Source organism: Roseibium sp. Sym1 (genome assembly GCF_027359675.1).
Taxonomy (GTDB): domain Bacteria; phylum Pseudomonadota; class Alphaproteobacteria; order Rhizobiales; family Stappiaceae; genus Roseibium.
Genome location: NZ_CP114786.1, coordinates 5,058,908 through 5,071,994 on the forward strand (window position 1 = coordinate 5,058,908; position 13,087 = coordinate 5,071,994).

The following is a 13,087-nucleotide window of genomic DNA, read 5'->3' on the forward strand; positions in this document are numbered from 1 at the left end:
ATGGCACACCATTCATCGCATTCGCACGACCATCACCACCACCACCATCATCATCACCATCCGCATGACCACAATCATGCTGCCGGTGATCATCTGCACTCGCATGTCCACGGGGGCTCGTCATCGGACCGCGCGGAGGAATTGCAGGCGCTCTCGGCGAGCTTCATCGACGGGTTCCGCGGCGCCGACGACAAGACAAGCTACTTGCGGCTCGCAGGTGTTCCCTTTCACCGGACCGGACGGGACGGGCTGGTTCAGCACCTTGTCGACGCGAAAATCGAGAGCAATTGGCAAGTCGGCACGGCATCGCCCGCCTTCGCCTCCCGCGAGCTCGTCTACATGCCCTTCCCCGGGTCGATGGTCCAGGCGCGGGAAACCATGACGTTCACCTATGTCTCGCTGACGGAACGCGCCGACATGGACCTGATCGACATTCTCTCACAACGGCTAACAGATGGAGAAATCGAAGAATGAAACCGTTTCTGACCCTGATATTCCTGGCCGCTTCCTCCCTGCCGGCGTTCGCTCACGCCGGCGCACATGACGATCTTGGCGGCATTGCTTCTGCCATGGCCCACCTGCTCGGGTCGCCTTTCCATGTTGCGCTGGTGCTTGCGGGGCTGGGTGCCGCCGTGGCCGCGGGACTGGTCCTGAGGCGTTCGCGCGCGACTGCCAGCCGGACCCCCGGCGACTGACGGCTGTCAGATACCGGCAAGGTTCTGCTGGCCTTCGTCATTAAAGAACAGCGTGGTGATATCGTCGATGGCCATCGGCCCGCCAAACAGGTAACCCTGCCCGTTGGTGCAGCCGAGATCGACGAGGACGTCGCGCTGTTCGACGGTCTCGATACCCTCGATGATTACGGTGGATCCCATCGTTTCGGCGATGCCGAGAACCATCTTCAGGATGTCCCGCATCTTCCTGTCCTTCACTGCCTTGATGGCGAAGGACCGGTCGATCTTGATTTCATCCCAGTGAAAATCCGTCAGATAGGACAGTGCGGAATATCCGATGCCGAAATCATCAAGCGAGATGCCCACGCCGAGAGCGCGCAAATCCGACAATGTGGCCTGAATGCGTTTCAGGTCACTCATCAGGGTTGACTCGGTGACCTCCAGCTTGAGCCGCGAAGCCGGCAGGCCGGTGCGTGAGAGGCATTCGTCCATCATGCCGACGACATCATCACTGAGGATCTGCGCCACCGACAGGTTGACGGACAGGGACAGTTCAGTGGGAAGAAGCTGCACTTCGGAGCAGGACGTTTCCAGGATTTTCCAGCCGAGCGAGACGATATCGCCATTGCCTTCGGCGATCGGAATGAATTCCGAGGGCGATATCCAGCCAAGTTCGGAGTGGTACCAGCGTGCCAGGGCCTCCACACCGAAAATCCGTCCGGTCTTAAGATTGAACTGCGGCTGGAAATGCGGCAGGCATTCGTCCGCTTCAATGGCACGCGCCAGGGCCGTTTCGACGATGGCCTTGCGTTCCACTACGGCCCGCATGGACGGGACGTAGGCGATGACCTGGCGGTGTCCGCATTCGTCGGCATTTGCAACTGCAAGACCGGCATTTGCGATGATGTCTGGCGGCTCCCCGTCGGACGTTAACGAGTCGGCATAGCCGATGGCCGGCGAAATCAGAAACGTGCCCAGAGGCGTTTGGACGGGGCGCAGGAAAATGTCGTGAATGCGTTCGGCGACTACGGCGGCGGACTGGCCGATCTCCCTGTCGGAAACGGCCATAAGCAAAAATCCCTTGCCTGGCGAGCGTGCCAGGCATGTTTTCGCCTCGAACCTGTCGACGGCATGGCGAAGCAAATCCGCGATTGCAACGAGCAGAGCCTCTTCGGTTGCCTGGCTGCATGTGTTGCGAGCGGGCAATCTTGTGTCGAGGCAGATGTTGAAAATGTTCAGCGTTTGACCGTCCGCCAGGTTTTCCCCGGCGGCGGCGCTCACCTGGTCAGCGAAAACACGATGATTGATCAGTCCGGTTACTCTGTCGTGGCTCAGTTGCAGGGCGAGTTGATCGGTACGCTCGGAATTCTCCTTCACTGCCGCCTTCAATTTGGCATTGCGGCTGTAAGTTTTGCAGAGCCAGGCGAACATCGAAAGCAGCAGAGACAGGACCAGTCCGGATTGCAGAATCTGATGGAAGCGAAACCGGTCACGTGCCGCCTCACGGGCCCCGGAGACTTCCTGGTACACACGCCGGTTGATTTGCTCCAGCGCATCGCCGACGACCTGCAGGCCGGCCAGCACCTGGCCGGCGGTGACGGAGCCCTCGAGGTTGTCGAGATTTCCCTGCAAAGACTTGCTGTTGCGAAGGATGGCGGCGATATTCGCCTTGATGTCGTCAGGCGGGCCCACGAGATCCCGATAACTTTCTCCGGGCCAGGTAGCCAGCGCCGCCTGGAGGGTCTCGAAGGATCGAGCGGCAGCACGCGCATCAGCGGGATCCCGCAGCGCTGCAAACCGTGCGACAAGTTTTTCCGGTTCGGAGGTGTTTATCTGCCGGGCTTGTTCAAGAATCGTCCTCTCGAACTCGACGCTTTGGTGCATATTCGTCTGTGTATGGACGAGAAGCAGGAAATTCAGACCGAGCAACAGCGCCAATGCGCCGCAAAGCACCGGAATGCCTAATTGAATAACTTTTTCAAACCGCATCGGCTCAACCGTCCTGATGACAGAAACAATTGCCCCTGAACGGGAGCGTTGAAACATCCTTTCCGGTTCGGTCTCTCTGCCCTGGACGAACCGGTGCCCCCCGGTTTGCCGTCTTGTGCGGGATGTGCCGGAACCCCTTCCGAACCTCTTCCCGTGCATGAATGCTCAGCCTGACCCTAATCCAGCAATCTTTTACGAAACTTGCGCTGAAACAGGCTGAAACACGATCGTGTTTGAGGCTGAAATGCCTTCTCTACACGACCTAGGGTATTTGAACCATCAACCGTTAAAACCCTCTAAATATTAATATACGCAACGTCATTTCTGACCGGTGCGTTCAAAAACATGTGCAAATCCCGGAAGAAATCACCCGCCAAAAAGGACGTCGCGCAAAGGCTTGACGTGCGCGCTGAGTAACGAAATCCTGCAAGTCGGACGCGAACCAGGTCAGGAATGTCGCCGATGTATTTTCTCCGCCGGATCAAGGACGCATTGTCTCCGGCCGCGTTGATTGTTGCGGTCAGCTGCTTTGGTGCCGCGTTGACCCCTTCCCTGATGCCGCGGGATCCCTTCGTTCAGGCCACGCTGGCCGCGGTCGCGGCGGTTCTCGGTTACGAAGCTGCGCTTCTGGCCAGAACTCTTTGGCGCTATCTAGAACTGCCCGAGGCTGGCAGGTTGAAACGTGCCTGGCTGGTGGCGGCAATTGCCGTGAGTGCCGGCATCATGCTCTATTCGCTCTCCAAGGCGGCAAGCTGGCAGAACGCGACACGGGAAGCGGTCGGGTTGGCACCGCTCGATTCAGCCGCTCCCTTCTTTATTTTTGGTGTTGGTGGCGGACTGGCACTCGGCTTGTGGTTCTGTTTCAGGATTGCCGGGATGGTCCGCAGACTGATTTCCGTTTTCCTGGAGCGGTTGTTGCCGCGCAGGATCGGCATCGTGCTTTCTGTCGCTCTGGTGGGATGGCTTTTCTGGGCGCTGGTCGACGGTGCCTTTGTTCGTACCGCCTTCAAGGCCGCGGATGCCTCGTTCCTCGCGGCCGACATGCTGATCGAACCGGACGTGGACAAGCCCGAGGACCCCATGAAGACCGGCAGCGCCGCGTCTCTGGTGCGCTGGGAAGAAATGGGCCGTCGAGGCCGTGAATATGTCGCCACCGCGCCGACGCGCGAAGAGATCTCGGAATTTTTCGAAGGAGCGGTGCAGGACCCGGTCAGGGTCTATGTCGGCAGACGGTCTGCCGATACAGCCGAGGAGCGCGCGGACCTTGCCTTGCGTGAACTGATAAGGGTCGGCGGGTTCGACCGCTCCGCCCTGATCGTCGTGGTTCCGCCAGGAACCGGATGGATGGATCCAGGTGCCCATGACACCATCGACTTCATGCTCGGTGGCGACGTGGCGACAGTGTCCGTCCAGTATTCGTATCTGACCAGCGTCTTGTCGCTTTTGTCCCACCCCGACTATGGCGTCGCGCAGGCGCGTGCCCTTTTCGAGAAAGTCTATGACCACTGGACGGAGATGCCGAAGGACAGCAGGCCGGATCTTTATGTTCACGGACTTAGCCAGGGAGCCTTCAATTCGCAGGCGACCCTGCCGCTGCTCGACATGCTCGGCGACCCCATCCAGGGAGCCATGTGGACCGGATCGCCCTTCTTTTCCCGTTTCTGGTCCGAGGTCCGCGACCAGCGCAATCCTGGCAGCCCGGCCTGGCGCCCAACCTACGGCAATGGTTCGCTTGTCAGGGTGCTCGATCAATATGGCGGTCTCGATGGTGACTTCGCCCCCTGGGCGCCCATACGCGCGGTGTTCCTGAACTACGGCAGCGATCCGATCGTGAATTTCACTTTCGACAGCGCAATCCGGCCCCCTGCGTGGATGGAGGCGCCACGGGCTCCGGATGTTTCGGACAAGTTTTCCTGGTTCCCGGTGGTGACCATGCTTCAGCTGGCGCTGGATTCGCTGTTTGCCCTCGATGTGCCGCGCTTCGGGCACTATTACATTGCGCCGGACTACATCGATGCCTGGGCAGCGCTGGTGGAACCGGATGGATGGTCCGAAGACAGGGCACGGCACTTGAAGGCAATTTTCGAAGAGCGCGGTCCACCCCTGTAGGTCCGCCGGCGAGATAGCCAGGTTCAGGTCTTGTCCAGGAGGGTGGCGAGTCCGCGCTTGAAGCTTTCCCTGGCCGGTTCCGCCGCTGTCAGGATGTCCTCGACCTTGAAGAAATCCATTGATTTGAAGCGTCCGACGGGAGGCTCGATCAGGAGATCCGGCCGGGTGCAAGCCAGCTTCGCGGCAACAAGCGAATGCAGCGTGATTGAAAATGATCCGATCCAGGTCTCCATTCCGCTTGGAAGTCCCCCACCCTTGATGAAGCTGCTGCCGGTCACGTCGATGGCGATGCTGAGATAGCCATCCTGCTGAAGCACATCAAAAGGCGTCGGATTGACAAATCCACCGTCAATCAGGACCTGTCCGCCGATTTCAACCGGGGTCAGCAGCATGGGAAGGGCGGAAGAAGCGGCGATGGCGGGCAGCAAGGGACCATCGTCCAGGACCACCTGGGACTGCGTGTAGAAATCCGTTGCGATGATTTTCACCGGGATACGAAGGTCGACGAAATTGTCCGCCAATCCGGCTGGAAACACTGTCTCGAACAGGACCAGCGGGTCAATGACCGCTGGCCTCGAGACATTGAACAGCGACGACCACGTGCGGCCGTCCGTCAGGAAGAGTTTCTGGTAAAGCTGGGTTTTCCGGGTGAAGAGGTCGACGGTGAATTCCCGGATCTCGCGGCCGCTCATGCCGCTGGCGTAGAAACTCCCGAGAATGGCGCCCATGGAAGTTCCGACGATTTCCGCCGGCCGGATGCCAAGGTCATCCATGGCTTCCAGCACAGGGATGTGGGCGAATCCCTTGGCGGCTCCTCCTCCAAGGGCGAGGGCGAACTCCGTCCCGCCGGGCGTTTCGGGATGCACGTTCTCAATCGTATCGGCGTCAACTTCATTGGAAACCGGCAGAAATCCGCCGGTGGCAGAAACGGCTGCAAACATGAGTTCGCGTCTCTGAATCATCTTGAGTTCGCCCGCCTACTCGAAATGGTATCGGTGCCACATGAAAGACAAGTCCAGGCTGTTCCGCAAGAACGTTTGGCAAATAATGTTGACGGCGATTGGCGCTAGATTGCTTTTCAGGCCTTGCCGGCTGTTTGCGGCTCGAAGGAGTGGATATCCATGCCTTCAACAAGGTTCGAGATGGTGGTTTTTTTCATTGGATCAAAGAAACCTTCCAGCGAGTCATCCAGGACCGCCTTGAACCGACAGGTTCGAAACAGATGGCAACTGTTGCGTCCTGCCAGGCACTTTACGAGAAAGAAATCGGTTTCGAAGATCTGAACGACATCATAAAGGACGATATCGCGGGGGTTCTTGTACAGCCAGATGCCGCCGTTCCGGCCTGTTGATGACGCAATCATGCCCGCCTTGCGCAATTCCTGCACCGCTGCAATGACTTGGGACCTGTGTCCGATATAGTTGTCGACGAGATCGTCAATTGAAATTTTTCGGCCTCTCAGTATGGCCAAGTGCATCAGTATTCTAACCGCAATATCTGTGCGCTCGGTAAGACGCATAAGATCCTTCCAACTTTCGATTGCATTCTAGAACGGGCGTGTGTCTACGTAATATTTTTGACCTAAAGAATATATCAATCGAAAATTCGTTAAAACCCTATATATTCGATGGATAAATAGTCATTTTCGAGTTACTTAATATTTAGTATTTCTTTTCATCGCGTCTTTATTGAAGAAAGTATTTTGTTGTTTGAAGTATTTATGTGAACACTTTCAGAAAAAAGAGTTCGGTCTGGTGGAGGATTGCTTCAGGTGGGAGCGTTGATTCCGATGTCGAAGTAGATTTCGAATATTCGGAACTATATAGCCATTATGGTGCTGTGGCGGGGCGGCCACGGGAGGCCGCTGTAGCGGTGTGAATTATTCTCCGGAGCATGGCCCTGCCACCGCTCCTCTGTCAGTTTGCCGCCAAAGCCAGTGTCTTCATGAAATTCTGAACGTCCGATTTCAGTTCCGCCGTTTGCCCCCCCATTTCAGACGAGGAAGCTCCCACCAGGGTCGAGACCTTCGCCACCTGAGACGAGGCGCTGGCAATGCCGCTGATGGATCTCAAGACCGATTGGGTGCCGTCGGACGCCTTTTGAATGCTGGAACTGATTTCACATGTGGCCACCATCTGTTCTTCCACGGCAGTCGCAATGGATGCCGAGATAGCGTTCATTTGTGCGATGGTCTTGTTGACATTGTCGATTGCTGACGCTGATTTCCCGGTAACCGACTGAATTCCTTCAATTTGTCCGCTGATCTCCGAAGTGGCTTTCGCAGTCTGGCCCGCAAGGTCCTTGACTTCGGTCGCCACGACAGCGAAGCCCCTGCCCGCCTCCCCGGCGCGGGCGGCCTCGATTGTCGCGTTCAGGGCCAGAAGATTGGTCTTGTCGGCAATATCGTTGATCAGACCTATGATCTCGCCGACCCTGTTGACAGCACTGGTGAGTGAGCTCATCGACTCTATCGCGAGTGCACTTTGTGACACAGCCGTATCGGAGATTCGATGGGATTCGCCAACCTGCCTGCCTATTTCGGAAACCGATGCTGACAGCTGTTCTGCCGCCGCCGCTACTGTCTGAACATTCACAGCCGCGTCGTCGGAGCTGTTTCTGACAGCAAGAGTCTCGGTTTCCGTCTGTTCGGTGGCTCCGGACAGGAGACACGATGCCTGGGACAGGGAAGCTGCTGATGAGGTCAGTTTGTCCGTTGCAAGACCTACGGAACTTTCGAATTCCGAGGCCAGTTGCTGGATTGTCTGACGTCTGTCCCGCCTGCCGGCCTCGATATAGACCGAAAGTGCCAGATCCATGTCGAGCATGGCGGCCTTGATCACCGCGCTGCGCAAGTGCTTCAACTCGTTGTCCGATTTTCTGCGTCCAAAGGGCAGCCTGCTCGCCTGGCAGAGCCTTTCGCACAAACCGTTTACGAGAAAGCAGTAGGCGCCGATATACCAGCGCGGCTCGAGGCCGAGCTTGTTGTGGACTTCGCCGATGGCCGTCACCGACTGGAAATAGTTGTCGTTGAAATCCGCGTCCAGAATAATGCCCCAGTGCTGCAATTGAGCATTCTTGGCATGGTCGATGTGGTTGTCATCCCTGAAGAATTGTTTTGTCTCCGGGAAACACACCACGTTCTTGTAAAAAGCCTCAAGAACGTCAGGCAGGATATTCAATATTTGCGACTTGTTCTCGCTGAGCAATCGGCAATCTGAAACATCCAGTCCAATGAATTTTAGACGTTCAGTGCGTGTATCAATTTCCGAATTGAAAGTCATTTCGGTTCCCCAAGTTGAAAGCCCAACTAAGGAGATTTCCGTAGATACAAATTAAGATAATTTTTATCTAAATCAGTTGTAGGGTTTACGTCTGGTCCGTCAGCGCAACCGGCTTTACTAAGCGCCTGATACATTGACCAAATTATCGAGCCAAGGAAAGTGACCCAAGCAGCGCACCAGGGGATGTTGCGGCTGGGAAACCGGGCTCCGTGTTTCATGGAACGCTTTGATTCTTCGATCATCGCTCCAAATTTTCCGGTATGCCATTGGGTGGGGGGATCGGCCCGGAAAGTGTTTCCGGGCCGATCCTTGCTATGATTACTGCGGCAGCTTGTCGTCGACGCCCTGGACATACCAGTTCATGCCCAAGATTGCGCCGTCATCCAGTGTGACGCCGTCTTCTGCGGCAACGGAGCCGTCCTGCTTGGTGATCGGACCGGTAAACGGTTCCCAGCCGCCCTTGATCTTGTCTTCGGTGGCCTTGGCCATCGCGACAACGTCATCCGGCAGGTTGGTGTAAGGCGCCATCACCACGTGCCCCTCGGCGAGGCCGTCCCAGGTGCTGCCCGTTTCCCAGGTGCCGTCGAGAACCGCCTCAACGCGGTGGATGTAATACGGCGCCCAGTCGTCGATGATCGCCGTGTATTGCGCGTCCTTGGCGAAGTTGATCATGTCGGATGCCTGGCCGAAACCGTGCACGCCGCGTTCCTGGGCCACCTGCAACGGTGCGGTGGAATCGGTGTGCTGGGTTATGATGTCGGCTCCCTGGTCGATCAGGGCCTTTGCCGCATCGGCTTCCTTGCCCGGGTCGAACCAGGTGTTGACCCAGACGACCTTCAGCTTGAAGTCCGGATTGACCGACTGAGCGCCGAGCAGGAAGGCGTTGATGCCCGCGACCACTTCCGGGATCGGGAAGGAGGCGATGTATCCTGCGACACCGGATTCTGACTGCTTCGCCGCGATCTGGCCGATGATGTAGCGGCCCTCGTGGAATTTGGAGTTGTAGGTCGCCACGTTGTCGGCGGTCTTGTAGCCGGTGGCGTGCTCGAATTTCACATCCGGGAACTTCTTGGCGACCTTGATGGTCGGGTTCATGTAGCCGAAGGACGTGGTGAAGATGATGTTGCAGCCTTCACGCGCGAAGCGCTCGATGGCGCGTTCGGCGTCCGGTCCCTCCGGAACACTTTCAAGATAGGCGGTCTCGACCTTGTCGCCGAAATGTTCCTCGACCGCCAGGCGGCCCTGGTCATGCTGGTACGACCAGCCGAAATCACCGACCGGTCCGACATAGACAAAGCAGGCCTTGACGTCCGCCGCCTGAGCAGCGGAGCCGGCCGCCGCGAAGGCGATTGCGGCAACGGTGGTTTTCAAAAGAGACTTCATGTGGTTTCCCCTCTGGTTTGACGTCTCGAAGCGATCTTGTTTTCCGTCCCGCGCCTGATCGCATCGGCGCCGGGACTGACCGGTTGCTGGGAGGCTTAACGGTCGGGAACGAATGGCTTGCCGAGACAGGCCGGTGTGTTGACCAGTGTCAGTCTGCGGTTCGCCGAAATGAGCACAAGAACCAGGATGGTGGCAAGATACGGCAGGCTCGACAGAAGCTGCGAGGGTATGTCGATCTCGATGGCCTGTGCGTGCAGGTTCAAGACGCTGACCGCGCCGAACAGGTAGGCTCCGATCACCAGCCGCAGAGGCAGCCAGGACGAGAAAACCACCAGCGCAAGCGCGATCCAGCCCCGGCCCGCGGACATGTTCTCAACCCATTGCGGCGTGTAGGCAAGCGAAAGATAGGCGCCCGCAAGACCCGCGCAGGCGCCGCCGAACAGGACCGCCGCGAAACGGATCCGGATAACCGAATAGCCGAGCGCGTGGGCCGATCCGTGATTGTCGCCAACCGCACGCAGCACCAGGCCGATCCGGGTCCGAAAGAGGCCATAGGCGACGGCGGCCACAAGCGCGAAACCGATATAGACGATGGCGTCCTGCTGGAACAGCACCGGGCCGATAAAGGGTATTTCGGACAGGCCCGGAATGTAGAGTTCGGGCAGTTTCAGGCCGGGCACGCCGATGAAGGCCTCGCCGATCAGGCCGGAAAAGCCGATGCCGAGGATGGTCAGGGCCAGCCCGGTGGCCACCTGGTTGGTGACCAGCACCAGGACCAGAAATCCGAACAGGGCCGACATGGCCATGCCGGCCGCAATTGCGGCAATCACGCCAAGCGCTCCGGAACCCGTCTGGTTGGCAACGGCAAAGCCCACCACCGCGCCCATGATCATCATGCCTTCAACGCCGAGGTTCAGCACACCTGAGCGTTCCACGACGAGTTCGCCGAGGGCGGCAATGAGGAGCGGTGTGGCCGCCGTGATGACGGTCAGAAGAACAGCTTCAAACATGGGACGCCTCCCCTGCGGGTACACGGCGAGACACCATGCGGATGCGGTAAAGGATAAACGTGTCGCAGGCGAGCACGAAGAACAGCAGAAGACCCTGGATCACGCTGGCGATCTTGTTGGAAACGCCCATGGCGGATTGTACCGCTTCGCCGCCGATATAGGACAGGGCCAGGACAAAGCCCGCGACGATAATCCCGAACGGGTTCAGCCGGCCGAGAAAGGCGACGATGATCGCCGTGAAACCGTAGCCGGGCGAGATCGTCGGCAGCAGCTGGTTCAGCGCACCCGAGACTTCCATGGTCCCGGCAAGTCCAGCCAGCGCACCGGCGAGCGCGAAAGAGAACAATGTCAGGCGCTTGGCGGAAAAACCCGCAAAACTGCCGGCCCGCGGACTTTCGCCCATCACGCGTATTTCAAAACCTTTCCGCGTTTTGGCCAGGACCACGGCCAGAACCAATGCGATGACGATGGTGATCGGCGTCGACAGGCTCATCAGTCCGCCGAGAACTTCCGGCAGGGTTGCTGCGTCGGAAAAGATACGGGATTCCGGGAAATTGTAGCCGCCGGGATCGCGCCAAGGGCCGCGTACCAGATAATCCAGCAGCAGGCTTGCGACATAAACCAGCATCAGGCTGGTCAGGATTTCGTTAGTGTTGAACCTGGTTTTCAGCACCGCCGGTATCAGCGCCCAGAGTGCACCTCCAAGGGCTCCGAACACCAGCATCAGCGGAAGGGTCGCGACGTTTTCGAAGTCCGGATAGAGGATCGGCAAGGCGGAGCCGAACAGGGCGCCGATGACGAATTGCCCTTCGGCACCGATGTTCCAGTTGTTGGAAAGATAACAGACCGCCAGACCGCAGCCGATCAGGATCAGCGGGGTCGCCTTGTCGATCGTGGCTTCCAGCGACCACTGTTGCGTCAATGGCTCCACGAAGAACTTGTAGAGCGCGATCAAAGGGTTGTGGCCGGATATTGAGAAAATGAGTCCGGCGGCGATTGCCGTCAGCCCAACCGCGATCAAGGGGGACAGAAGCAGCATCAGCTGACTGTGTTCCTTGCGTTTGACCAGTTCGATCCGCATCAGGCAATCTCCCCTTGCGTTTCCGCGCCGCCGGCCATCAACAGGCCTACCCGTTCACGGGTCATGTCGGCCGCAGGTTCGGCCGCCGACAGATAGCCTCTGGAGATGACGGCGATCCGGTCGGCAATTTCGAAGATTTCATCGAGATCCTGGCTGATCACCAGAACCGCGGAGCCTGCCCGGGCCAGGTCGATCAGGGCCTGGCGGATCAGAGCCGCGGCGCCAGCATCGACGCCCCAGGTCGGCTGGTTGACCACCAGTACGCCCGGTTTGCGGTCGAGCTCCCGGCCGACGACAAACTTCTGCAGGTTTCCGCCAGAAAGAGACCGGGCCTCCGGATCGTCGTGGGACATGCGCACGTCGAAATTCTGCTTGATGCGCTTCTCCAACGCACTGGCCTTCTGTGTGGCCACCATGCCGCCGCTCACAAGCCCATCACCGGTGCTGTGGCGTGTCAAAATGATGTTCTGCGACAGTTTCATGCCCGGGACGGCGCCGTGGCCGAGCCGCTCTTCGGGAACAAAGGCCGCATTCTGTTTGCGCCGCCAGGTGATGTTTCTGGACCCGCACGGTTTGCCATCGAGTTCGATCATGGCCGGTGCGACCGGCATTTCTCCCGATATCGCGTCGAACAGTTCGCCCTGGCCATTGCCTGCGACACCAGCAATGGCAACGACTTCACCGGAGTGCAGGTCCAGGTGAATAGTGTTGAGCGCTGTCGCGAAAGGTGTCGCCGCCCGGGCCGACAGGCCCTTCAGGCCTAGCCGGATGTCTCCGACTTCAGGTTTGTGTTCGCTGGCATTGACGGCGGCAACATCGGCGCCGACCATCATGCTGGCAAGCGAGGCGGGCGTTTCCCTGGTGGGGTCGCATTCGCGCACGACCTGGCCATGGCGCAGGATCGTGGCGTGATGGCAGATCCGCTTCACCTCCTCCAGGCGGTGGCTGATATAGAGCACCGCGCAGCCTTCGCCGGCCAGGCGCTCAAGCGTCAGGAACAGTTGATCGGCCTCCTGTGGCGTGAGAACCGATGTCGGCTCGTCCATGATGATCAGACTTGGCTCCTGCAACAGGCAGCGCACGATCTCGATGCGCTGCCGGATGCCGACCGGAAGGTCCGCGACCACGTCGTAGGGGTTCAGTGGCAGGCCATAGTCACGCGAGACGGTCTCGATGCGCCTGGCAAGCTCCGGCATATTTCCGGGGTTGGGCAGCGCAAGCGCGATGTTCTCGACGACATTCAGCGCCTCGAACAGTGAGAAATGCTGGAAAACCATGCCGATGCCAAGATCGCGGGCCGCGGCGGGATTGTCGATGTCGACACGTCGTCCGTCCCAGTGGATCTCGCCCCCGTCCGGCTCGAGAGAACCATAGAACATCTTGACGAGCGTGGACTTTCCAGCGCCGTTTTCGCCCAGAAGGGCGTGGATTTCCCCCTTGTTGATGACAAGGTCGACCCGGTCGTTGGCAAGAATGTCACCAAACCGCTTGGTCAGGCCGCGTGCATCCAGCAGCGCATCCTTGCCGGACCTGTCTATCCGGCCTGTGTCCTTGCCCACC

General features: G+C 58.6%; 11 protein-coding genes. 3 read left to right on the top strand and 8 right to left on the bottom strand.

The window, feature by feature from the left end:
* On the top strand, positions 1–474 hold the full coding sequence (locus O6760_RS23585; protein WP_269582102.1) for a hypothetical protein: 474 nt from the start codon (positions 1–3) through the stop codon (positions 472–474).
* Positions 471–695: a hypothetical protein gene (locus O6760_RS23590; RefSeq protein ID WP_269582103.1), complete on the top strand. Its 225-nt coding sequence runs from the start codon at positions 471–473 to the stop codon at positions 693–695. The genes O6760_RS23585 and O6760_RS23590 overlap by 4 nt, the downstream gene beginning before the upstream one ends.
* Before the next feature lie 6 nt (positions 696–701).
* Here the strand turns inward: O6760_RS23590 and O6760_RS23595 are convergent, their stop codons facing one another.
* The gene (locus tag O6760_RS23595; protein WP_332306203.1) at positions 702–2,822 is read right to left on the bottom strand and encodes a putative bifunctional diguanylate cyclase/phosphodiesterase; all 2,121 of its coding nucleotides are present in this window, start codon (positions 2,820–2,822) and stop codon (positions 702–704) included.
* Between the two features lie 303 nt (positions 2,823–3,125).
* Between O6760_RS23595 and O6760_RS23600 the strand changes: the two genes are divergently transcribed.
* Positions 3,126–4,772 carry an alpha/beta hydrolase gene (locus O6760_RS23600; protein ID WP_269582104.1) on the top strand — a complete coding sequence of 549 codons (1,647 nt, stop codon included), beginning with the start codon at positions 3,126–3,128 and terminating at the stop codon, positions 4,770–4,772.
* 23 nt (positions 4,773–4,795) lie between these two features.
* Here O6760_RS23600 and O6760_RS23605 read toward each other — a convergent pair whose 3' ends face one another.
* The 7 genes from O6760_RS23605 to O6760_RS23635 form a co-directional block, all read right to left on the bottom strand.
* Positions 4,796–5,734 (bottom strand): patatin-like phospholipase family protein, encoded by a 939-nt coding sequence (locus tag O6760_RS23605; protein ID WP_269582105.1) that lies wholly within the window; start codon positions 5,732–5,734, stop codon positions 4,796–4,798.
* Between the two features lie 116 nt (positions 5,735–5,850).
* Positions 5,851–6,291 carry an RrF2 family transcriptional regulator gene (locus tag O6760_RS23610; RefSeq protein ID WP_269582106.1) on the bottom strand — a complete coding sequence of 147 codons (441 nt, stop codon included), beginning with the start codon at positions 6,289–6,291 and terminating at the stop codon, positions 5,851–5,853.
* A 397-nt stretch (positions 6,292–6,688) separates the two neighbouring features.
* On the bottom strand, positions 6,689–8,053 hold the full coding sequence (locus tag O6760_RS23615; RefSeq protein ID WP_269582107.1) for a globin-coupled sensor protein: 1,365 nt from the start codon (positions 8,051–8,053) through the stop codon (positions 6,689–6,691).
* A 318-nt stretch (positions 8,054–8,371) separates the two neighbouring features.
* Complete coding sequence (locus O6760_RS23620; RefSeq protein ID WP_269582108.1) at positions 8,372–9,436, bottom strand: BMP family ABC transporter substrate-binding protein; 1,065 nt, start codon at positions 9,434–9,436, stop codon at positions 8,372–8,374.
* 95 nt (positions 9,437–9,531) lie between these two features.
* A complete protein-coding gene (locus tag O6760_RS23625) occupies positions 9,532–10,446 on the bottom strand; it encodes an ABC transporter permease (RefSeq protein WP_269582109.1) in 915 nt (304 codons plus the stop codon).
* Entirely contained in the window at positions 10,439–11,530 is a 1,092-nt protein-coding gene (locus O6760_RS23630; protein ID WP_269586341.1) for an ABC transporter permease, read from the bottom strand. Before O6760_RS23630 ends, O6760_RS23625 begins: the two co-directional genes overlap by 8 nt.
* Positions 11,527–13,086: an ABC transporter ATP-binding protein gene (locus tag O6760_RS23635; protein ID WP_442969936.1), complete on the bottom strand. Its 1,560-nt coding sequence runs from the start codon at positions 13,084–13,086 to the stop codon at positions 11,527–11,529. Before O6760_RS23635 ends, O6760_RS23630 begins: the two co-directional genes overlap by 4 nt.
* Between the last annotated feature and the right edge of the window lies 1 nt (position 13,087).